Here is a 20,905-nt window from a genome sequence, read left to right on the forward strand (position 1 = left end):
AGAGTGTATGAAGAATAATGTGAGAAAGGAGGGTTTTGATGGCTGATTCAAATAAAAGCCATGATGATGAGAAAAGCGGTAGTAGCTGTGACAGGTATTCTTATGAAGAGAAGCTCGGTATCATAGCTGCTGTTGCCAAAGACACTGAATCCTTAGTGTGCTGTGAATTAATAGAGATGCTTTCACTTAGTCTTAAAGACGACAGAGTTGTAAGTTTTCTTAATGACAATGCAATTCAGGTTACCTACGAATCAATAGAGGATATTCCTGCAAAGACTAATCTTAGAAAAGACCAGGAATATGCTCTTGTTGCGGGATTACAGCTTGGAGTTAGGGCTGATTTCTGCATGAACCAGATAATAAAGCATTACCATAACCAGCAGGTTATGCAGATAAAGAACAAGATCCCTGCCAGCGAAATGGGTTATCTTAATGAGATAACCGATGAGATGGTTTGGGAGATGATCTACAGATATTTTGATCTTAAGACCAACAACAGTCTGGTTGCCATGCTAAACAATACGGTTCCCAGGAAGGTTCTGAGGGAATACATGTATGGCGAATTCGTAAACGGTATCAAGATACCTGAGAAGAGACGCATTCTCATGTCAAAGATAAAGAGATATTACGATGAGCGCGGGATTGATGTTGAGGCTATTTCAAATAAGGATATAAAGGAATGCCTTGCGTTCTTTACTGAAAGAGGCTACGACATAAACAGGCGCGATATCATGGAGATGACAAGGGAACTCTCCATAAGGAATATCCCTCTCTCATCCGAGGCATACAGTGATGTTCTCGATACTGCAAATGCAGGCGAGATCAAGCAGTCGACTATTTCCCTGCTTGATATGAACTCTGCTGAGGATACATTCCTTAAGTCCCAGAAGTTCGTTATTCTTAATGAGATCCTGAATAATGAGCTTTCAAGCATGGAGAAGGCAGTAATCTATATTTATCATGGATTTGTTTCTGATAAGAAGATATCCAGAAAGGATCTTGCAAGCTATCTTGGCGTTGAGCTTAATGAAGTAATGGCAATTGAGAGAAAGGCGCTTAAGAAGATTAGGAATAAGATCCTTGATCAGGCTCCGGAACTTGCGGAGTTTAATTACACGTAAAAAGACAAGAAAAATCGTAAAAAGGCATGTAAAAAAGCATGTAGAAATCGGACTTTGTTTCCTGTTCCGTTTTCTGCATGCTTTTTATTTTAAATATTTTAAATAGATATATTTAAAATATTTATTCTATTTATTTCTAATACCATATGACCTTATATCTGATGGAGTCTGCCTTTACCGGCGGATCTTTTTCTTTGTTGTTATCGCCCTTAAAGGTGTAGGCATCAGTTTTTTCATCGATTTTAATTATCCTGTGGACTATTAGTTTTTTGTTATCCTTATATACTGCTATGTCGCCTTCTTTTAAGGCTTTTAAGTCTGTCTTTTTCCCAAGTGCAAAGGAGCCTCTTTGTATAGTGGACTCCATGCTCTTTGTTGGGATATATAGGATCCGGTAGCCAAGAAGGGTAAATATAAGGGTAAACAGTATTGGTAATAGCGGGAGTATTTTTAATATCTTTTTCATCAGCCGGCCTCTTCATCTGGTGGAAGCATAAATCCCGGGTCAATTGTATGGATGTGCCATACGCTGTCATCGGGAAGCTTTGACTTCATGTATATGACAAGGCCCCATGCTGAAATGATGCTGATTAGGATAAGGGAAGCGCCAAGAACTATAGCCTTTGTATAGCTCTTTTTGTAGGGATAAGATCTGTAGGTGTCGCCTTCCTTTAGTTCATAGATATCTGACTTTGGGAAGGATATCTTAAAGCCCAGGTCCTTAAAGGAGAGGGCATCTTTTGGTGCAAATCTCTCTTCCATGAAGGTCTTTCCGCCGTCTAAGGATATCTCTATTACGGCTTCGCCGCTTGTTCCCTTTTTTAATACCTTTACATAGAGATCTATGTTGCTTTTTTGAAGGATCTCGTACAGGTCTTCCTTTTCGTTAATGGATTCTACTTCCATCTCTACGCCGGAATCTCCTGTGTGTTCGTATATAACAGAGGTTTTTGGATCTTCAACGTATGAGTAGTAGGTGTCTCCCTGCTTAAAGGGAACTGAGTCCGTTGCATTATCTGTTATAAAGGTTGCAGTAAGGCCTGTTTCAACGTTTTCTCCATCCTTTGTTTTTTCGTAAAGAGGGATTGATCCGTGGAGGGGAACCTTCTTTTCGTCTGACCAGTTTTTTCCATCAAGGGTGTAGCGGATTGATAAGCCGCCTGGAACTCCTGATGATTCAATGCTTATTGAAATGTCATACTTATTATTCTGGGTTCCGTTTATCGTTATTTCTCCTTCGCCTTCACCCTCGTGATAGACTTTAAAGTCAGATGAGATTTCTGTCTTTTTAGGCGTTATGGATATTTCTTCATCTTTTTTTGATTCTTCCTTGGTATTTAGTGATGTTTCAAGGTCTATTGTTTCACCAGCTTTTATCGTAAAATCATCAGGGTATGTAAAGCTGTATAGCCCTGATGAATCCTCATAGGATGATATCTCAAGGACCTTGTAGGTTCCTTCTTCCAAGAAGCATTTATCCATGTAGGAGTTATCCTTATAAAGGGATAGTCTGTAGATGTTTCCGGTATCTGTGTTTTCTATTTCTGCATATACGGAGAGGGAGAAGGTATCCTCTGCGTTTAGTTTGAAGTTTACCTGGCAGGGGGAGGTTTCTGACTGAACCGTATTTATGGAATTTGTTACTTCTATTTCATCTCCAGCTTCCATTGCATAGGCTTTTGCAGGAAATGAGAGGGCTGCGACCATGCACAGCATTATAAATAATCTCTTTTTCATTTCTTTGTCCTTTCGCTTATCTCTATATAGGAAATACCCTCACTTCTTAGTTTTTTGGATTTTCTGTTTTTCTTTTCTTCCCCAAAATCTATAATTGTCTTATGCATTTTTGTTGGAGGAAGGTATGGGAAAAATATTGGTGACGGGGTTTGAACCCTTTGACGGAGGATCCTTTAATCCGTCTTTGGAAGCCGCTATGGCGCTTCCAGATAAGATTGACGGAGTAGATATCATAAAGCTGCAGCTCCCTGTTGTTTTTAAAAAGGCTGCAGATATGGTTTTAGATGTGATAGGAAGCGAAAAGCCATCCGCGGTAGTTATGCTCGGGGTTGCAGGAAAGAGAGATAAGATTACGCCAGAAGTTATCGCTGTAAATATTGATGATGCAAGGATAGCTGATAATGAGGGGAATAAGCCTTTATTTCAAAGGATAGAGGAAGGTGGTCCTGATGGGATATTTTCTAGTCTTCCTGTAAAAAAGATGGTAGATACCTTAAATGATAAGGGGTTTTTATCTGAGCTTTCGTATTCAGCTGGAAGTTATGTATGTAACGATCTGTTCTACAGAGTTCTTTTTTCGCTAAAGGAAGATAATAACCTGATACCGACAGGATTTATCCATGTACCTATGCCGGATGCTGATGGAGAATCAGGCCTTTTAATGGATGATATTTGTAAGGGGATAGAGGTCTGCGTAAAGACTGTTATAGATGATTTTTAAGAAAGGGAAAAGTTTTGTATGGGAAAGAAGAGAGTACTTTGTTTTGGGGATTCACTTACCTGGGGATTTGATCCCTATAAGAAGGTGAGGATGGAAGATGGAGACAGATGGACTGGTGTTTTGCAAAAGCATCTTGGAAGCGACTATCTTGTAATAGAAGAGGGGCACAACGGAAGGACTATTGCAACAGATGATCCTGCTGAAGGGGAAAAGAATGGTTTAAAATATGTCATTCCCTGTATAGAGAGTCAGTCGCCTCTTGATCTCATGATCATCCTTCTTGGGGCTAATGACTTAAAGAGGAAGTTTCAGTATACGAGTATGGATATAGCAGGGGAGATGCAGATTTTCCTTGAAAAGGTGCAGTCACATAATAGGTTCAGGATGGAGGATTCCATGAAGGTTTTACTTATTTCTCCTCCGATAATAGGTGCCTGCGGTGAAGGTTCTTGGCTTTCTGACTGCTTTGATTTTGAGCGGTGTTCTAAGGTTTCTTTGGAATTATCTAACTGGTATAAGCAGCTTTCTGAGATGTACGGCTGTATGTTCCTTGATGCTGCAAAGGTGTGCGCTGTAAGCAGCGCAGACGGAGTGCATCTTGATATCAAGAATCAGAGGTATCTTGGGGAAGCTGTGTATAGAAAGCTAAAGGATGAAGGATTTTGCTAAGTGGGGGGCAACAAAGGTATGGATAGTATTACAAATGTGGTTGTTCCGCAGGCTATAACTTACCTTATGAAGAGAGAAGGGGTGTCCTTTGATGAGCTTAAGGAAAGAAGCGGTATTGATGAAAAATATTTAAGAAAGATTCTTTACGGGGAAGCAGAGGATGTCGGAGTAGATGACATCATGGATATAGGAGAAAGTCTTGGCATAGGAAGGCTTGGTGTTTTTAGATTTATAGATATATTTGCCAGTATGCCGGAGGATGAGAAGCTTTTACTTTTCTGGTTTGATGAGCTTCCTGAGATGGAAAAGGTAAGGGTCTTGGAAAAGATGAAAAGGCTTGCAGAGGCTGAGTCTCAGGGGAATGGAAAAGAGTAGTTTTGGATATGCCAAAAGGCGGAAAATGCATTGATAGTACACGAATAAAGCTTAATGAAAACTATTCGCAATTTTGATAATTTTGTTGTGAAATAGAGATTGACGGTTTATAATAAATGTGTAACCTAAAAACCACATATTTGTTACATATACATCTGCCAGAGAGTGCTGACCCCATCAGCACTTTCTGTGCGTTTAGGGGTATTTTTGTACCATTCCCATCGCCGCCTTTGGCGGTGGTCTGCCCGTCTCCCAGACCACAATGCCGCGGGGGAGGTTATGGAAGGATATAGGTTTTAGCGCGGCATTGAAAGGTATGATTTTAGTCCCCTTTCTCCAACGGTTTCCCCAGGGAAACCCCTTTGAGTAATTTAAGCTTTTCCTTAAAGGAAAAAAGCTAGAGCCTTAGTTATCTTCTAGCGTGAAGCATCTCTTTCTATGTTAGAATGGTTTTATTGGGGGATTTTTCTTTAGTACTTACTGGATAAACCAGTTTGATACATCGGGAGGAATTGAAGAGTTTGGCAACATATGCAATATCAGACCTGCACGGGCAGTACAATATGTTCTTAAAGCTCCTTGAGAAGGTGGAGTTTTCAGATAAGGATGAGCTTTATATGCTAGGAGATGCCATTGACAGAGGACCAGATGGGATAAAGATCCTTAAGCATGTGATGAATGCTAAAAATATGCATTTCCTTTTGGGAAATCATGAGTTCATGATGCTAAATGGTGTTGCCCCTGATGGGAGTGCGACCGCAGACTATGGGAAGCTCCCAGGGAAAGATTCTGACCTTTGGGTATTTCGAAATGGCGGAAATAAGACATATTTTAAGTATAAGCTCCTTAAAAAGGATGAGCGCATAGAGCTTCTTACCTGGCTAAGGTCATGTCCTCTTTCAACGAAGGTCACGGTAAATGGTACAACGTATATTCTTACGCATTCATTTTTCAAAGAAGACAAGATAGATGTTCCTTATAGTGAAATTGATTATCAGACTGCATGGGATATAGTGTGGCAGTCGCCTTTTCGCTGGGATGTGTATATGGATAATAAGGAGTACACGGCATATGAGCCATGGATTTTCATTATAGGACATGTGCCAACCTGTCATGCTGACGAAGCGGAAGGATGGAGACCTTTAGGAATATACCGGGAGGACAATATCATCGACATTGATGGTTGCTGTGCCCACTACGACAACAACGATAAGTACTATAAGGGTGGGATATTGCTAAGGCTTGATGATTTAAAGGCATTTACAATTACTTTTGATGAGCTTGAAAAAATGGGGTAAAGATGACAGAAGAAGAGATAATAGGCGGGGCTGACGGGCCAACTACCATATTTTTGTTGGATAAGTTGAAAGAACCGACATTTAGGCAAAGGCTTCAGCGTCGTATAACAAGAATAAAGAGATATTTTATTGCAAAAAGAATTCATCCAGGGACACATAGCCTGCAGGAACTTGGAGAGTATCTTGTTTCAAAGTATGGATTTGTTGAAGCAAGTATGTCAGATCCTCAAGTTATTGAAGAATATGAGCAGCTTAGAGTATCGCTTTTGTTTGAACACAGACCGGATTTGGTAGGAGAGCCGTGCTTTCCTTCTATTGATGATATTGAAGACACTGAAGCCGTTATAAGAATGATGGATGTGGCAACTAAGAAAAATCAGGAGAAAGCTGACTCTATAGCAAGAGAAGTCTTTGATCTTGATTTCCATAAATATGTGAAAACAGATGAAAATGCTGAAAATATGATGGATGTAACCATTGAAAGAAATACCGGTTACATAGGCGATGGAGCAAGCGGCAGTAAGTCCTTTATCCGAAAGAGTAATAAGATCATGAAAGATGCATATCTTTATTACGGTGTTTCAGAGGAAGATATAAGGACCAACTCCCAGAGATATAAGGATTTGTTGGTACAGCTTAGTATGTAAACGATAAGATGGATAACCATAAGGAGAGAGATGGAAAAAGTACTTGGATTATTTAAGGAACTCTTACAGTTCTTTAAAAACTACGGCGACAGCAGGATAACGCCTCAATATAAATCCCTTCAGGGAGCGATTGAATATCTGGAGTCGGATGCATTAGAGGAAGATAAAGTTGACTGTATCGAGGCTTGTTATAGATCATTGTACCCTCCGAGGGAAGGGCTATCTGAATTCTATGTATTTAACAAGGATGCAGACAGAATGAATGAGATAAACAGTGAGCTTGAACGAATAAAAGGCGAGCTTGGAAGAGCAGTTGCAGCGGTGTTGGACCAATGAATAAATCAGCAGAGATTAGTCTGTAAGTAAGAGGTGTCATGGAAAGAGCAGAGTATTTAAAACAGAAATACAATTTGGAAAAACATCCTGAAGGAGGATGTTTTGCAGAGGCTTACACAGCACCTTTTTCGCATGAAGGTCGGTCACTTATGGGAAGTATCTATTTTCTGCTTGAAGGAGATGATATTTCGCATTTTCATCAGATTGACTGTGATGAGATCTGGTACCACCATGAGGGCTGCGGGCTGAAGATTACCATGATAATAGATGGAATCGTATCAGAGGTTGTAATTGGACCTGGGGATGATCAGAAGGCTATGGCAGTAATACCTAAAGGAGCCATTTTTGCTGCAGAAAACCTTGATAAAAGCAGCTATTGTTTCATGTCATGTGCCACTACTCCTAAGTTTACTTACGATGGATTTAGGCTTGTCTCGAATAAAGAGATAAGGGACATCTGTTCTGCAGATTATGAGAAGATAAAGCATCTTGCTTATTCGGAGGATATGATCAGATGAAATTAAAGAAGCTTCGAAGCGCTGAGATAACAACCATATATCAGGAACGGCTGGTCCACGATTTTATCAAGGATGAGCTTAAAAAGCTTCCGGTAATCCTAAAAGCTGTTGAAGATGGAGTATATGAGTGCCTGGGATTATTTGATGATTCTGAGATAATCGGGTACACGTTTCTTGTAAAGCAGGGAATGAACTTTCTTGTGGACTATCTTGCAGTGTTCCCTAAGTATAGGAATAAAGGGCTTGGCAGTGAAATAATTAAACTGCTTCGTAAATATATGTCAGGAGCAGGGCTTATTATCTTAGAGGTAGAAGATCCTGCTTATACTAAAGAACGCGACCTTAAGGAGCTTCAGGCAAGGCGCATCGGGTTTTATGAAAGAAACGGCTGCATTGATACTGGGCTAAGGGTAAGATGCTTTGGAGTTCCATTCATAATACTTGTGCTGGAAAATAGCAGTATCAGGTCCAAAGAAAAGCTGTGGGAGATGTACCGATCCTTTTACGGTGCAGTTTTTTCAAGGGATATAGTGGAAAAAAATATAGAATACTTGGAGGATTAAGATATTAGTGGACGGAATAATTAAACTAAGACCGCATCACTTATTGTGTACACAAGGGTATAGCGGAAAAGGATATTCGGAAGGCTTTGTCTCCAATATGGATATAGTTACAAAGCGCCTTCGCAATAATCCGGATGAGAAGGTGGAAATCATTTTTACAACGGACTGCTTATGTAGTGACTGCCCATCAAAGGTGGCGGAAGGCGTATGTAAAACAGATGAAAAGGTGCAGCGTTTTGATAAAGGTGTAATAGACGCACTTGGACTTAAAGAAGGAGTTTACTCATATCAGGAGCTTATCACCAAACTTGATGAACAGCTGGGGGCTGGAAAAGAAGATGAGAGGCTTAAAGCTATCTGCGGAGATTGTGAATGGTATCCGGTAAGTGCATGCTGGAGAAATATCAGGGATAAAAAATATGTTTTATGACGGGTATAAGGTGTACATGGAATGGTAGGTTCTGTGTACATCTTTTTTGATAGAGTAAAGCTTAAGTATTTATAAATTATCTGCCTAGGATATTGAACGTGATAATGCGAAATGATATATTCAAGACAAATAAGAAACCTATGAAGAGTGCGCGAGGGACAAGCCCTATGACCGCACGACAACCTGCCATTATAAGGATGGTAAGGTGCCAAAGCTTGATCGATGGGTGCGGACTATTTTGTAGTTTAGGCTCATCGAGACGATGGGTCTTTTTTGTTGGATTATTCAACGGAAAAGATGTCTTTTGCTGCCTCTTCTAGTAGAAAAGGAGATTCGTTATGAGTAATGAGAGAAAACTTAAAGAAGGTGCGGCAACATTTTATATCTATGATAAGAATTTACATCATAAGGATAATGATCCGTTTTTGCTTTGGCTTAAAGATGAAGGCTTTAAGGTGGAGTTATTTGGACATAGTAATGTTGATAATGCGATATACGTGAATATCAATTCAAAGGTTTATACCTGGGGAATGGCAGGCGTTGGTTTGTGCCCTGTTGTGGGAAATCATGCTATACATATCGATGAGTTCAAGCAGATATATGGCATCTTCAAAAAGTACAGTAACTTTGTATTCTCCATATACACAGAAGAAGAGCAGAAGAAATATGATGAGTACATGGCTATGATTCCGATATGGGAAGAACAGGCAAAAAGGGCAAAAGAAGAATACTTTGCTCTAAATCCCACCTTTGAAAAATGGATTAGTGACGTGGCTGATTGCATAGTTAATGATCCCTGGTATAAAGAGCACAGACCAGACTATTCAAAGGAAGAGATTCTTAAGGTTGCAGAGGATCCATGGTATAAGAAACTGTTAGTAGGTTACTTTAGGGAGCAGGATATGCCTGCAAATATCGCATCTGAATGGGACATAATAACGATGTAAGGAAATATGAATAAAGTGCTTTGATGAGGTTGCCGTTTTCTTATGCTGCTATGCCAAAAGTTTTAATAAGTCGCCAGAAGTATGAATCGCTTTTCTTTTCTTCATCAACGCTGATGGTTTTCCTGTTTCTCATTTGGTATTCGTCATGGCTTACAATGTAGAGGATAGTATCGTAGAGAGTGCCGAGATCAGTCTGATAGTGGTATTCCTCTTCGATATGATGCTTGTGGTAAAAGGTATAGCCCCCATATTCATAGACAAGCTTCCAGCAGTGACCAGTATTGTTGGACTGAAGTTCCATGTTCCTGCCATCTCTGTATAGAACAGTGAAGTACTGCTTCTCAGGATCATAGTTGATCTTACCGGATTTGAGATTGTGTTTTGAAAATGGGACAAAAAATGTGTACTGCATTGCCTGCAGATCTTCGAATGTAAACATAGATATTCCTTTCATGAAAAAATATTGTGACTGTGTGTTCGTGTGTGGAATAAAGATTATTATGACTGTAATAACCGCGCCTGTGAATTGACGCAGAAACTAATTTATCAAAAGAAGAAAGCGATGTAAATACTATTTCGATAAAAAATATTGGATATTGAAATAATTATTCTGAAAAAATATTAGTGCAGTGAAATTTTATAACGAATTACTGCTTGGTACTAAGATTACACGAGTTGATATATTGTGTATGAATCGGTAAAAGATGCGATAAATGCTTTAAAAGAAAAATAGATATGCCGTTTTTGCCTAAATGAACATTTATTGGTAGGGCAAATAATCCTAGAATAATCTCATAAACAATGAGTTGCTTCAAAGGAAGCGAGGGAAAGGTTATGAGAGAAAGAAGACTTAGGAAAAGTGCAGATCAGAAGGTTTGTGGTGTATGCGGTGGCTTAGGTGAGTATTTTGGGATTGACCCTACAATTATTAGAGTCATCTATTTAATCCTTTTATTTACTACTGGCATAGGAATCCTTCCTTATATCATCCTTGCTATTGTAATGGATGACGCACCAGAGGGTGTAAAGACCACTGGTTACCAGAAGAAAGAAAACAGTTACTCGGCAAATGACTATTATGAGACAAGCGAACCCGTTGGTTTTAAGCCTTTTACAGATAATTCTGAGATCAGAGGCTTTAGCATCTAAGGAAGAAAAGGGGGACTACAGATGAACAAGGGACTTAAAATACTTCTTGCGATTCTTTTGGGAGCATATATCATATCTCCCGTGGATCTGGTATCTGCCTGCCCTATAGATGACATAATAATACTTCTTATCGCAGTAGCATCAAGCAGAAAGCTTTCACAGAATCAAAGAAGAGAACTGATTGAAGATAAGGATGTAAATGTAATAGATCAGTATCCGTCATGAGCGGTTATTTGATAAAGCAAGATAAAAGAGGAGTATCCGGATATCCTTTTGGATATGCAGGGCTGTTCTACAAAGCAGGATAATCTCTTTCTACTGACACAGTTGTGACTTGAAGAAAAAGGAGATTAATGTTTATGAAATTGACATCAAGATCAGAAGTAGTTATGGGAATAGTGTTCGGAATGAGTGGAATCATTTATCTCGTAACGGGTAAAGCAATGCTATCAGGGATATGGCTTTTCTGCTCAGCTATTCACTTTGTTGAAGCTTACAGGCTTCATTGCAAGGAAAAGGAAGAAATCTGATTGATGTGATGGATGTTATCGGAATAAAGCAATACAAATAATTGCAATAATGATTATTACTAAATGTTACATCTAGCGAAGCGAGTCGACCCCATCGGCTCGTTTCGTGATTAATGATTTTTTTATGCAAAGCGAATCCCCAGGGCTATGCTCAGGGGATTCAGTGTAAAGAGAATTATAGCAGAAAGAAGGTAATTAGCATGCAAATTGGGTCTTTAACCTGTCATACTCATTTGACATACGGATGAAATCCTCAGGATTACCACCATTATCGGGGTGGAGCTCCTTAACCCATTTTCTATAAGCCCTAATAAGTTCAGATCTGTTAGTGCAGTTTTGGAAGTAAGAGATATTTGATGTGGCTCTCTCTTCGTGGACAGTTTGTTCACGGTTTGTCTGTTCCTTCCGGTAGCGGTATTCTTGCTCCCGGTGAGACTGTTCATAGTGATTATCTGTAGAATCATCCTTATTTGCTTGACCATGAAAGAGTTTTTTTACGGTTGCAAATAATCTTTTTATCAGAACAAAGCAGTTCCTGATAGCATTAGATATGGATTTAAAGATGGCTCTAATCATATAAAACGGAAAGAGAATTACAGTGAGAATGATTTTAAATAAGTCAGAAATATCTACTACATCCCCATTGATATTATCATCGAATATTTCGCGGTTCATTATCATGTAGATCACGAAGAGTATTAACGCACAGGTCCATGTGTAAATACTTTTGTGGCTTCTGGGAGATACATGTTCCATGGCAATTACTATAGACATAAACCCACCCTGGAGAGTAATGAGAATTGTGCCCAGGTATTTTAGCTTCTGTGATAAGACAAGAATGAGGGCTGCAGCAGCTCCAGCTACAAGCGCCTCTGTTATACCTTGTTCACTGAAACAAACAAAGGCTATGAAAAATGCCATAAACACGTCTACTGCAAACATACAAACCTCCCATTTTGGATGACTGAATTTGTGCTATTTTTTGCTACAAATTTTCTATGCATCCTACTGTATCACATGGTATGGTATTTTTATTGGACAGCAATTTGGTTATTTTATCATTAATAGATTCCTAGATTAATTAGCTTGTTGCAAAAGTAAATGTTAGAAAATAATTGAGGAAAGTCGCAGATATGATTAACCAGGAAGAAAATGTAAAGAGATTCGAAGAACTTATGGGCAGCGTGGAGAGAGATGGTGTAAAGGAACTAATGGACTACATCAGGAACAAGACAGATTTCTACAATGCTCCAGCATCTACCCAGTTTCATCTGGCATGTGACGGGGGACTTTTGCAGCATAGCCTTAATGTGTATGACTGCCTTGTAGCGAAAAAGCAGTCGCCTGTATGGAAAAATATAATTGAGGCAATACCGGAAGAAAGTCTTGTAATAATGGCTCTTTTACATGACCTGTGTAAGGTGAACTTTTATGTGAAAGGGACAAAGAATCAGAAAACTTATGATCCTGAAAAGGTTGCTGCAGCTGAGAATTGGCAGGTTAAACATGACGATAAGGGTAATTATATCTGGGAGACCGTCCTTCGCTATGAGATAAATGATACTATGCCCTTAGGACATGGCGAGAAATCTGTGATGCTGATCAACTGTTTTATGAAGCTTAAGACTCCTGAGATATTTGCAATCAGATGGCATATGGGCTTTTCTGAGGAAAAAAGCCAGTATAAGGCGGTGGGAGATGCCATGGAGAAATATCCTATAGTGCTGGCCCTGCATGAAGCAGATCTTGAAGCATCTAAGCTTTTGGAAGATGTGGCAGGAAACAAGGAAACTTAAATATGGTGATACATATAATTGATTTGGTCGGAACAGACCAGGAAAGAAGCTACTATGATGGGACCTTATGATAGCGTATTTGGAAATTCACCCTTTGATCTGGATCACGACGGGCATATTGATGCAGGAGAAGCGTCCTTAATAGAAGACACCGTTTTCTCAAATCATGATGACGACGATACAGATTTTGATGACTTTGATGATTCTGATAGTGGCGATGATTTCTAAGTCTGATTAGTGTTTTACAATTTAATATTCAATAATATGCCAGGCTCCAATGCACCTATCTGGTGCGCTGGAGCTTATTTTTGTCTTTATTATTCAGATTTATAAATGAAAAAAGCTCTTATGTATCGCTTTAGGTATCTAACGATGATGTAGAAACCGTTTCAACCACTACATATTGTATCAAATGGGCGAATACTTCGGTAATAATGCAAGATATAGCTGTCATTTTTATAGGACTTTGAAAATTTTATACTAGAGTTACAAAGAAACCATGAAGCCAAGAAGAGTGTAAGTAAACAGCTGCACATAAATGAAGGAGGCGATTTATATGATGATACTCTTATGCATAATAGCTTTTCCATTTGCAGTTCTTGCAGAACTTATGAAGATGAATAAGTGAGGTGCTGATATGGAGAGACTTATTTATTGGATAAAGAAATGCGTTTATAAGAACAAGGGTTACTGTAAACATTTCTGTGTTACGTGCGAATTCTATAATTTTTGCAAGCGTGACGGAGATCTGGAGGATAGGTGATGAGTATGATGATGAGAATTTTGTTGGGGTTTGGAGCTATGCTACTAACATTAATGTTTTGCCCGCTGTAAAGACGGGGTTCATGTACTCCACCACCCTTTACTGAACCTGAAATAAGCCCTGTGGGCAGGTGCCGACGGTGACAAACTCAGGAACAATCTGCATTGTCTTATACCGTCGGTTCCTTATTGTATGGCTTATTTCAGAACCCGTAAAGGGCAAGCCCTTCGGGTGGTTCATTTATGCCTCTGGCTCAAAATCTAGGAACAATCTGGGTGTACTGTCGACAGTAGTTTGCTTTGATGGAATTGCTACATGGGAAAGGAGCCATATGGGTAGTGGTTTTAAATGCTTTTGTGATAAATGCGGATATAGTCTTGATACGATGCTTGGATGCGGTATGCAAGGTCATTTGGTTAATGAGGAAGAAACAAAGAGAATGAAAGCGGGTAAATATGGAGAGCAGGGAAAAAGGTTCTTCACAGATCACCCGGATGGAACAGTTTCTACTAATTATGTGGTTGTAAAATGTAATTCTTGCGGAGAACTCTATAATGTTTATGATTTCAACCTTCAGATTCCAGAAGCCGAGTGGGAAAAAGCTAAGAAGAAATTAAGAGATGCCTCGGCCAGAAGCGACTCTAAAGCGTGTAAGCTTCAAAAGGAACAGGTTGAGCAGGTTCTTAATAAAACTTATCTCGTAACTTTAGAAAAATATGAGCATAAATGCAAAAAGTGCGGGGGAAATGCGGAAATCATCGAAAATTTTCACAATCTGGCACAAGCTAGTAAGATTGATTGCCCCCGTTGTGGGAATAAGCTTTCTACAAAGGGATATATCCTGTGGGATTAAATACGCTATATTTGAGCATAATGGGAACTAACATAGAAAGTCAGCGCATTTATAATAGAGGGGATGTTTAATAATAAAAATAGTAATATAAGTGAAAAATAGTATTTGAGCAAATATTGCCAAGAACGTGCTAATTCTGCATCAAACGAGCGAGTGTTATGCTATAATAGTTACATCTGTTGTTTGAGTCTAACTTATCATTATTTCAGAATAGGAGCGTACTTATGGCAGTATCATACAAAAAATTATTCAAGCTGATGATTGATAGGGATATAAAGAAAAAAGACCTAAAAGTCATGACTGGGTTAAGCTATGGAACAATTGCTAAGCTTGAAAAAGGAAACAATGTTGAGATTAGTGTGCTTGATAAGATTTGCGTTGAGTTAAAGTGCCAGCTAAGTGATATTGCAGAAATAACGTTTGATGAATGAGGCTAATAATTGACATCTGTTTTAAAACTATCAATCATCAAGGAGAATAACCATGGTTTCTATAATGGGTGGTATGAAATTAATAGATAATGTGAATCAGACTTTGCGAGATGATTTAAGTAATGAGATTAAATCAGGCAGCAAGGTTTCTATAGCTGCGGCAAGTTTTTCAATATACGCATATCAGGAGTTAAAGAAAGAGTTGGAGCAATGTGATGAATTTAGATTTATATTCACAGCTCCTACTTTTGTTACAGAAAAGGCTAAGAAAGAAAAGAGAGAGTTCTATATTCCCAGGATGAACCGTGAGCAGAATCTTTACGGAACAGAATTTGAAATCAAGCTCCGTAATGAGATGACACAGAAGGCTATAGCCAAGGAATGTGCTGAGTGGATTAAAAGAAAAGGTGTATTTAAATCCAATGTCACACAGGAGAATATGCCTGGCTTTATCCATACATCAGGAAAATCCTATGCGCCTATCATGGAGTTCTCTACAGTAGACCTTGGATGTGAGAGAGGTAATAATGCATATTCCATGATTCAGAAAATGGATGCACCATTTTCGCAGGAGTACCTTAAGGTATTTGAAGAACTTTGGAATGATAACAAGAAACTTCAGGATGTTACAGATGTTGTATTGGAAAATATTACGACTGCGTATAATGAGAACTCTCCGGAATTTATATACTTCATGACACTCTATCATGTGTTCAGTGAGTTCCTTGAAGATATATCTGAAGATGTATTGCCAAATGAGGCAACCGGATTCAAACAGAGTAAAATCTGGAACCTTCTATATGATTTCCAGAAGGATGCTGTGCTGGCAATCATAAATAAACTTGAAAAATATAATGGATGCATACTTGCTGACAGTGTAGGTCTTGGTAAGACTTTCACTGCTCTTGCTGTAGTTAAGTATTATGAAAACAGAAATAAGACCGTATTGGTTCTCTGTCCAAAGAAACTTGCTGAGAACTGGAACACTTATAAAGATAACTATGTCAACAACCCTATAGCTGCTGACAGATTGAATTATGATGTTTTGTTCCACACAGACCTTTCAAGGAATGGTGGTTTCTCAAACGGACTTGACCTCGACAGACTTAACTGGGGCAACTATGACCTTGTTGTAATTGATGAGTCCCACAATTTTAGAAACGGAAGCGGAACACATAGTAACCAGGTTGAGAACAGATACAACAGATTGATGGATAGGATTATTCGTGCAGGTGTTAAGACAAAGGTACTTATGCTATCTGCAACTCCTGTTAATAACAGATTCAATGATCTGAAAAATCAGCTGGCACTTGCCTATGAAGGAGATTCCGATACTCTGAACGAAGCACTTGATACAAAGAAGCCACTTGAAGAAATATTCAGACAGGCTCAGAGATCTTTTAACGAGTGGAGTAAGCTTGATGCTGAAGATAGAACGACAGATGCTTTGCTTAGGAATCTGGACTTTGATTTCTTTGAAGTGCTTGACAGTGTAACTATAGCAAGATCAAGAAAACACATTGAAAAATATTACAACACTGCTGAGATAGGTAAATTTCCGGAGAGACTAAAACCAATTTCCCGTTCTCCGCAGCTTACTGATCTCAGCAACGCAATAAACTATAACGAAATATTTGAACAGCTCACTATGCTGTCTCTTTGCATATATACACCTTCCAATTACATCTTCCCAAGTAAGATGCAGAAGTATATTGATCTTACACATAACAAAGGACAGAGCCTTACACAGAAAGGTCGTGAGGAAGGTATCAGAAAGCTCATGAGTATCAATATGCTCAAACGATTGGAGAGCTCAGTTTACTCATTTCAGCTTACACTTACAAGAATAAAAGATCTTATAACCGGAACGATAGATGCCATCAATCATTACGAACAGTATGGAACTGCTAATCTCGATATGTATGAGATGGATGAAGATGAGCTCGACATTGAAGATGAAAACACAGATTTTCAAGTTGGTAAAAAAGTTAAGATTGACCTTGCTGACATGGATTATAAGAGCTGGCGTGAAGAACTTAAGGCAGATGCATATGTCCTGGAATTGCTGACTTCCATGGTGGCAGATATTACACCTGAGCATGATTCAAAATTGCAGGAGTTATTACATCTTATCGAAAACAAAATAGAGAATCCTATCAATGCAGGAAACAAAAAAATCATAGTATTCTCAGCTTTTTCAGATACAGCAGAATATCTGTATGACAATGTAAGCGCATTTGTAAAAAAGAAGTACGGTCTTGATACAGCGGTAATAACCGGAGCAATTGAAGGCAGAACTACAGTGAAAGGCATTAAGCCTACACTCAACAATGTTCTTACCTGTTTCTCACCTATATCCAAGAATAAGGATGTTCTAATGCCAAACAACCCGGCAGAGATAGATGTGCTTATAGCAACAGATTGTATCTCCGAAGGACAGAACTTACAGGATTGCGATTATTTGATTAACTATGATATTCATTGGAACCCTGTTCGTATTATTCAGAGATTTGGTCGAGTAGATCGTATCGGTAGTAGAAACCAATACATCCAGCTTGTGAATTTTTGGCCGGATATGGATCTTGATGAATATATAAATCTTAAGAGTAGAGTTGAGACCAGAATGAAAATCTCAGTCATGACATCTACAGGAGATGATAATCTTATCAGCCCGGAAGAGAAGGGAGATCTTGAATATCGTAGGGCACAACTTAAGAGATTGCAGGAAGAAGTTGTAGATATCGAAGATATGTCCACAGGAATTTCCATCATGGATCTGGGTCTCAACGAGTTTAGACTTGACCTTCTGGAATATGTTAAGACACATCAAGATTTAGAGAAAAAACCTAAAGGACTTCACGCTGTAGTAAGAGCTACAGAAGAAAACCCTGAAGGAATAATCTTTGTGCTGAGAAATGTAAATAACAGTGTGAATATAGACAATCAGAATCGTATTCATCCATTTTACATGGTATATATCAGCTCAGATGGAGAGGTTATATGTGATTACCTTAATCCTAAACATCTCTTGGATACCATGAGACTTTTGTGTAGAGGTGAATCAGAACCAATAAAGGAATTGTGTGCAAAGTTCAATGAAGAGACTAATGACGGAAAGGATATGGAAGAAATATCAGAGTTACTTAGCGATGCCATTACATCAATAATTGATGTAAAAGAAGAGAGCGATATAGATAGTCTCTTCAAAAAAGGCGGTACTTCAGCACTTATGTCAGAGGTATCAGGATTAGAAGATTTTGAATTAATTTGCTTTATGGCCGTAAGAGCGTAAAGGAGGGATTTCTGTGATTGGATTACCACAGTCTACAGAATTTAATAAACGTATACCGAAGCAGAAGTTTTATGAAAACCTTACTGTCAGTGCGACGCTTAAGCAATCATTTGTGGATCAGATAAAAACTATCTATTGGAGAAACAAGATTGCTGCAAGTACTGTAAACATCGCTGAAGGTAACGATGTAGAAGAGATAGAGATTTTTGAAATAAAGCTTACTGGAGAGAGTATTGACGAAGGAATCCTAAGGCAGATGGATAAGGAGATTCCTTATCACATATTGTTTCTGCTGGAGTATGAAGGAAAGTATCAGGCATGGATTGGCTATAAAGAAGAAGCTCAGTCCGGAAGTGTTGCGTTTAAGGTAAACAGTTACTATCACACAGACTGGCTACAGACAGATGACCTTCCTGTGCAGATGGAAGGCTTATCCATAGATGCTGTTTATGAAAACTTTGTAAGGCAGATCGCAGGAGATTCATTAAAAGTAACAAATCAGGAATCATTGAAGGAGTCTGTAGATAGAGACAATAGACGGCAACAATTACAGAAACAAATAGATAAGTTGCAACAGAAAGTTCGTAAAGAGAAGCAGCTTAACAAACAGATTGAGTTGAATAATGAATTAAAGAAGTTACGAAAAGAGCTGGTAGAATTATAAAGGGCTTTTTAGAGCGGATAGATAATGCACTATAGGAGAATTATCAATGGAAAAGATGAAAATGGAAACAGAGAATATTGCAAAAAAAAATATTGAGAAAATTGCTTCATTGTTTCCGGGATGTGTGAAAGAGTATAGAAATGCTAATGGCGATATAGAAAAGCAGATTGATTATGATCAATTAAAAATACTTTTAGGTGATTATGGAACAGACTTGGAAGAAAAGTTTGAGTTTTCTTGGGTTGGAAAACGCTCTGCCATAAAGGATGCAAATTCACCCATTAGAAAGACACTAAGACCATGTGTTGATAAGAGTATTGATTGGAATACAACAGAAAATATATATATTGAAGGGGACAATCTCGAAACATTAAAGCTTCTTCAAGAAGGTTATTTAGAGAGAGTTAAGCTTATATATATAGACCCACCATACAACACTGGAAATGATTTTGTGTATGCGGATGATTATAGTCTTTCAAAAGAAGAATACGAAATACAAAAAGGAGATATTACAGATCAAGGAGTTAGACTGGTCAGAAATACTGATTCTAATGGCCGTTTTCATTCGGATTGGTGTAGCATGATGTATCCTAGGCTAATGCTTGCACGAAATCTATTAGCTCCTGATGGCGCAATCTTTATTTCTATTGATGACCATGAAGCAGATAATTTAAAAAAGATTTGTGATGAGGTTTTTGGAGAGGAACAGTTTGTTGCTAACATTTCATGGCAACGAACATATTCTATGCGAAACGATTCAAAAGGAATTCCTTCCGAAGCAGAACATATCCTTGTGTATTCAAAACAAGCCGAATGGATGCCAAATAGATTAGCTAGAACTGAAGAAATGGATGAAAAGTATACGAGTATAGACGGAGATCCACGGAGATGGTCTTCAGTAACATTGAATGCACCAGGAGCTGCTACGCATCAAGGTATGGTATATGCTATACAACAGCCTATTACAGGTGAGCTGATGTATCCACCAACGGGGAGGTGCTGGAGTTTGGGCCAACAGCAGATGCTAGAGGGGATGAGTGAATGGTGTTCTTATGAATTGAAAAGTATTGATGATTATGAGAAAAGATGCGAGATCTGTGGTAGTGAAAAAGGCGTTTCTCCAGACACGAAAGCGATAATGATAAGCGGAGATTTTGAAGAAGAACAAAGAAAAGCAAAGCAAATATATGATGAAGGCGAGATGATGAAAAAGCCTTGGCCATCGTTTATTTTTTCATCAAAAGGAAAAGGTGGACTTAGAAGGAAACAGTACTTGGATGTTAGCGCTGGACGAGTGGCGACTAATCTTTGGATGTATGATGAAGTAGGTCATACAGGCGAGGCATATAAAGAATTGAGCAATTTGTTTGGTGGAAAATCACCATTTGATACTCCTAAACCAGTCAGACTGCTAGAAAGAATAATAGATATTGCTACAGATGAAAACTCAATTATTATGGATTTCTTTTCTGGGTCAGGCACAACTGCTCATGCTGTGATGAAAGCTAACAGTAAGGATGGAGGGCATAGAAAGTTTATACTAGTTCAAATACCGGAAGAATACAGATTTGATGGCTACAATAATCTATGTGAGATAGGTGAAAAACGCATTCAACTTGCAGCAGAGAATATATCATCTAATCTATCTAGCATAGATATAGGCATGCGAGTATTTAGAGTGGATGAGGGCAATATGAATGATATTTATTATAGTGCAGATAGATACTCACAAGGTATAGTTGCAGCTATGGAATCCAATATTAAGCCGGATAGAACAGATTTGGATTTATTATTCGGATGCATCATTGATTGGGGATTACCACTTTCATTGCCGTATACATCTGAGGAAATATTTGGCGTCAGAGTACATACATATAATAATGGCGACTTGATTGCTTGCTTTGATGAAAATGTACCAGAAGCTGTAGTGAAAGAAATTGCTAAGAGGCAACCTATTAGAGTTGTGTTTAGGGACAGTAGCTTTTTGAATAGTCCATCCAAAATAAATGTTGGGGAGATATTCAAATTATTGGCTCCAGATACTGCAGTAAAAGTGATTTAAGGA

The 20,905-nt window shown here is 38.6% G+C and carries 25 protein-coding genes and 1 riboswitch; of the genes, 21 read left to right on the top strand and 4 right to left on the bottom strand.

Features of this window, described 5'->3' with window-relative positions; all coding sequences use genetic code 11:
- Positions 1-38: 38 nt before the first annotated feature.
- Positions 39-1,121: a hypothetical protein gene (locus BMW61_RS14725; RefSeq protein WP_091823424.1), complete on the top strand. Its 1,083-nt coding sequence runs from the start codon at positions 39-41 to the stop codon at positions 1,119-1,121.
- A 136-nt stretch (positions 1,122-1,257) separates the two neighbouring features.
- Here BMW61_RS14725 and BMW61_RS14730 read toward each other — a convergent pair whose 3' ends face one another.
- Complete coding sequence (locus BMW61_RS14730) at positions 1,258-1,587, bottom strand: signal peptidase I (protein WP_091823427.1); 330 nt, start codon at positions 1,585-1,587, stop codon at positions 1,258-1,260.
- The gene (locus BMW61_RS14735; protein WP_139176349.1) at positions 1,587-2,858 is read right to left on the bottom strand and encodes a hypothetical protein; all 1,272 of its coding nucleotides are present in this window, start codon (positions 2,856-2,858) and stop codon (positions 1,587-1,589) included. Before BMW61_RS14735 ends, BMW61_RS14730 begins: the two co-directional genes overlap by 1 nt.
- A 124-nt stretch (positions 2,859-2,982) precedes the next feature.
- Between BMW61_RS14735 and BMW61_RS14740 the strand changes: the two genes are divergently transcribed.
- The 10 genes from BMW61_RS14740 (at position 2,983) to BMW61_RS14785 (ending at position 9,362) form a co-directional block, all read left to right on the top strand.
- The gene (locus BMW61_RS14740) at positions 2,983-3,579 is read left to right on the top strand and encodes a pyroglutamyl-peptidase I (RefSeq protein WP_091823432.1); all 597 of its coding nucleotides are present in this window, start codon (positions 2,983-2,985) and stop codon (positions 3,577-3,579) included.
- Positions 3,580-3,597: 18 nt separating this feature from the next.
- Complete coding sequence (locus BMW61_RS14745) at positions 3,598-4,248, top strand: SGNH/GDSL hydrolase family protein (protein ID WP_091823435.1); 651 nt, start codon at positions 3,598-3,600, stop codon at positions 4,246-4,248.
- An 18-nt stretch (positions 4,249-4,266) separates the two neighbouring features.
- Positions 4,267-4,623: a hypothetical protein gene (locus tag BMW61_RS14750; RefSeq protein ID WP_091823438.1), complete on the top strand. Its 357-nt coding sequence runs from the start codon at positions 4,267-4,269 to the stop codon at positions 4,621-4,623.
- A 521-nt stretch (positions 4,624-5,144) separates the two neighbouring features.
- Entirely contained in the window at positions 5,145-5,921 is a 777-nt protein-coding gene (locus BMW61_RS14755; protein ID WP_091823441.1) for a metallophosphoesterase, read from the top strand.
- A gap of 2 nt (positions 5,922-5,923) precedes the next feature.
- On the top strand, positions 5,924-6,568 hold the full coding sequence (locus BMW61_RS14760) for a hypothetical protein (RefSeq protein WP_091823443.1): 645 nt from the start codon (positions 5,924-5,926) through the stop codon (positions 6,566-6,568).
- Between the two features lie 30 nt (positions 6,569-6,598).
- On the top strand, positions 6,599-6,904 hold the full coding sequence (locus BMW61_RS14765) for a hypothetical protein (RefSeq protein WP_091823446.1): 306 nt from the start codon (positions 6,599-6,601) through the stop codon (positions 6,902-6,904).
- Between the two features lie 38 nt (positions 6,905-6,942).
- Positions 6,943-7,422 (top strand): cupin domain-containing protein, encoded by a 480-nt coding sequence (locus tag BMW61_RS14770; protein WP_091823449.1) that lies wholly within the window; start codon positions 6,943-6,945, stop codon positions 7,420-7,422.
- The gene (locus BMW61_RS14775; RefSeq protein WP_091823452.1) at positions 7,419-7,985 is read left to right on the top strand and encodes a GNAT family N-acetyltransferase; all 567 of its coding nucleotides are present in this window, start codon (positions 7,419-7,421) and stop codon (positions 7,983-7,985) included. The genes BMW61_RS14770 and BMW61_RS14775 overlap by 4 nt, the downstream gene beginning before the upstream one ends.
- A gap of 7 nt (positions 7,986-7,992) precedes the next feature.
- Entirely contained in the window at positions 7,993-8,415 is a 423-nt protein-coding gene (locus BMW61_RS14780) for a DUF1284 domain-containing protein (RefSeq protein WP_242876757.1), read from the top strand.
- A gap of 135 nt (positions 8,416-8,550) precedes the next feature.
- Positions 8,551-8,644: riboswitch (SAM riboswitch) on the top strand.
- A gap of 109 nt (positions 8,645-8,753) precedes the next feature.
- Positions 8,754-9,362: a hypothetical protein gene (locus tag BMW61_RS14785; RefSeq protein ID WP_091823455.1), complete on the top strand. Its 609-nt coding sequence runs from the start codon at positions 8,754-8,756 to the stop codon at positions 9,360-9,362.
- A 40-nt stretch (positions 9,363-9,402) separates the two neighbouring features.
- On the opposite strand, the gene BMW61_RS14790 is transcribed toward BMW61_RS14785, so the two are convergent.
- On the bottom strand, positions 9,403-9,801 hold the full coding sequence (locus BMW61_RS14790) for a hypothetical protein (protein ID WP_091823458.1): 399 nt from the start codon (positions 9,799-9,801) through the stop codon (positions 9,403-9,405).
- A 395-nt stretch (positions 9,802-10,196) separates the two neighbouring features.
- On the opposite strand from BMW61_RS14790, the gene BMW61_RS14795 reads away from it, so the two are divergent.
- The 3 genes from BMW61_RS14795 (at position 10,197) to BMW61_RS21995 (ending at position 11,041) form a co-directional block, all read left to right on the top strand.
- Entirely contained in the window at positions 10,197-10,511 is a 315-nt protein-coding gene (locus tag BMW61_RS14795; protein ID WP_091823461.1) for a PspC domain-containing protein, read from the top strand.
- 21 nt (positions 10,512-10,532) lie between these two features.
- Entirely contained in the window at positions 10,533-10,736 is a 204-nt protein-coding gene (locus BMW61_RS14800; protein ID WP_091823465.1) for a hypothetical protein, read from the top strand.
- Between the two features lie 134 nt (positions 10,737-10,870).
- Complete coding sequence (locus BMW61_RS21995) at positions 10,871-11,041, top strand: hypothetical protein (protein ID WP_175475235.1); 171 nt, start codon at positions 10,871-10,873, stop codon at positions 11,039-11,041.
- A gap of 195 nt (positions 11,042-11,236) precedes the next feature.
- Here BMW61_RS21995 and BMW61_RS14805 read toward each other — a convergent pair whose 3' ends face one another.
- Positions 11,237-11,983, bottom strand: coding sequence for a J domain-containing protein (locus BMW61_RS14805; RefSeq protein ID WP_091823468.1), 747 nt, complete (start codon positions 11,981-11,983; stop codon positions 11,237-11,239).
- 191 nt (positions 11,984-12,174) lie between these two features.
- Here BMW61_RS14805 and BMW61_RS14810 point away from each other — a divergent pair, with 191 nt between their 5' ends.
- From BMW61_RS14810 to BMW61_RS14835, 7 genes are all read left to right on the top strand, one after another.
- A complete protein-coding gene (locus BMW61_RS14810; protein WP_091823471.1) occupies positions 12,175-12,837 on the top strand; it encodes a hypothetical protein in 663 nt (220 codons plus the stop codon).
- 54 nt (positions 12,838-12,891) lie between these two features.
- Complete coding sequence (locus BMW61_RS22000; protein WP_175475236.1) at positions 12,892-13,065, top strand: hypothetical protein; 174 nt, start codon at positions 12,892-12,894, stop codon at positions 13,063-13,065.
- A gap of 674 nt (positions 13,066-13,739) precedes the next feature.
- Entirely contained in the window at positions 13,740-14,453 is a 714-nt protein-coding gene (locus BMW61_RS14815; protein ID WP_139176351.1) for a hypothetical protein, read from the top strand.
- Positions 14,454-14,677: 224 nt separating this feature from the next.
- Positions 14,678-14,884, top strand: coding sequence for a helix-turn-helix domain-containing protein (locus tag BMW61_RS14820; protein WP_091823477.1), 207 nt, complete (start codon positions 14,678-14,680; stop codon positions 14,882-14,884).
- A 52-nt stretch (positions 14,885-14,936) separates the two neighbouring features.
- Entirely contained in the window at positions 14,937-18,176 is a 3,240-nt protein-coding gene (locus BMW61_RS14825; RefSeq protein WP_330388534.1) for a helicase-related protein, read from the top strand.
- Positions 18,177-18,189: 13 nt separating this feature from the next.
- Complete coding sequence (locus BMW61_RS14830; protein WP_091823481.1) at positions 18,190-18,840, top strand: DUF4391 domain-containing protein; 651 nt, start codon at positions 18,190-18,192, stop codon at positions 18,838-18,840.
- A gap of 46 nt (positions 18,841-18,886) precedes the next feature.
- Positions 18,887-20,902, top strand: a complete 2,016-nt coding sequence (locus BMW61_RS14835; protein WP_091823483.1) for a site-specific DNA-methyltransferase — start codon at positions 18,887-18,889, stop codon at positions 20,900-20,902.
- Positions 20,903-20,905 lie beyond the last annotated feature (3 nt).

It is taken from the genome of Butyrivibrio sp. ob235, from assembly GCF_900109475.1.
In the GTDB taxonomy this organism is placed as follows: domain Bacteria; phylum Bacillota; class Clostridia; order Lachnospirales; family Lachnospiraceae; genus Butyrivibrio.

What these genes read in the sequence shown, in the direction of transcription:
- BMW61_RS14725 (WP_091823424.1), top strand. Translation starts at nt 39, where the DNA reads ATGGCTGATTCAAATAAAAGCCATGATGATGAGAAAAGCGGTAGTAGC.
- BMW61_RS14730 (WP_091823427.1), bottom strand. Translation starts at nt 1,587, where the DNA reads ATGAAAAAGATATTAAAAATACTCCCGCTATTACCAATACTGTTTACC.
- BMW61_RS14735 (WP_139176349.1), bottom strand. Translation starts at nt 2,858, where the DNA reads ATGAAAAAGAGATTATTTATAATGCTGTGCATGGTCGCAGCCCTCTCA.
- BMW61_RS14740 (WP_091823432.1), top strand. Translation starts at nt 2,983, where the DNA reads ATGGGAAAAATATTGGTGACGGGGTTTGAACCCTTTGACGGAGGATCC.
- BMW61_RS14745 (WP_091823435.1), top strand. Translation starts at nt 3,598, where the DNA reads ATGGGAAAGAAGAGAGTACTTTGTTTTGGGGATTCACTTACCTGGGGA.
- BMW61_RS14750 (WP_091823438.1), top strand. Translation starts at nt 4,267, where the DNA reads ATGGATAGTATTACAAATGTGGTTGTTCCGCAGGCTATAACTTACCTT.
- BMW61_RS14760 (WP_091823443.1), top strand. Translation starts at nt 5,924, where the DNA reads ATGACAGAAGAAGAGATAATAGGCGGGGCTGACGGGCCAACTACCATA.
- BMW61_RS14765 (WP_091823446.1), top strand. Translation starts at nt 6,599, where the DNA reads ATGGAAAAAGTACTTGGATTATTTAAGGAACTCTTACAGTTCTTTAAA.
- BMW61_RS14770 (WP_091823449.1), top strand. Translation starts at nt 6,943, where the DNA reads ATGGAAAGAGCAGAGTATTTAAAACAGAAATACAATTTGGAAAAACAT.
- BMW61_RS14775 (WP_091823452.1), top strand. Translation starts at nt 7,419, where the DNA reads ATGAAATTAAAGAAGCTTCGAAGCGCTGAGATAACAACCATATATCAG.
- BMW61_RS14785 (WP_091823455.1), top strand. Translation starts at nt 8,754, where the DNA reads ATGAGTAATGAGAGAAAACTTAAAGAAGGTGCGGCAACATTTTATATC.
- BMW61_RS14790 (WP_091823458.1), bottom strand. Translation starts at nt 9,801, where the DNA reads ATGTTTACATTCGAAGATCTGCAGGCAATGCAGTACACATTTTTTGTC.
- BMW61_RS14795 (WP_091823461.1), top strand. Translation starts at nt 10,197, where the DNA reads ATGAGAGAAAGAAGACTTAGGAAAAGTGCAGATCAGAAGGTTTGTGGT.
- BMW61_RS14800 (WP_091823465.1), top strand. Translation starts at nt 10,533, where the DNA reads ATGAACAAGGGACTTAAAATACTTCTTGCGATTCTTTTGGGAGCATAT.
- BMW61_RS21995 (WP_175475235.1), top strand. Translation starts at nt 10,871, where the DNA reads ATGAAATTGACATCAAGATCAGAAGTAGTTATGGGAATAGTGTTCGGA.
- BMW61_RS14805 (WP_091823468.1), bottom strand. Translation starts at nt 11,983, where the DNA reads ATGTTTGCAGTAGACGTGTTTATGGCATTTTTCATAGCCTTTGTTTGT.
- BMW61_RS14810 (WP_091823471.1), top strand. Translation starts at nt 12,175, where the DNA reads ATGATTAACCAGGAAGAAAATGTAAAGAGATTCGAAGAACTTATGGGC.
- BMW61_RS22000 (WP_175475236.1), top strand. Translation starts at nt 12,892, where the DNA reads ATGATGGGACCTTATGATAGCGTATTTGGAAATTCACCCTTTGATCTG.
- BMW61_RS14820 (WP_091823477.1), top strand. Translation starts at nt 14,678, where the DNA reads ATGGCAGTATCATACAAAAAATTATTCAAGCTGATGATTGATAGGGAT.
- BMW61_RS14825 (WP_330388534.1), top strand. Translation starts at nt 14,937, where the DNA reads ATGGTTTCTATAATGGGTGGTATGAAATTAATAGATAATGTGAATCAG.
- BMW61_RS14835 (WP_091823483.1), top strand. Translation starts at nt 18,887, where the DNA reads ATGGAAAAGATGAAAATGGAAACAGAGAATATTGCAAAAAAAAATATT.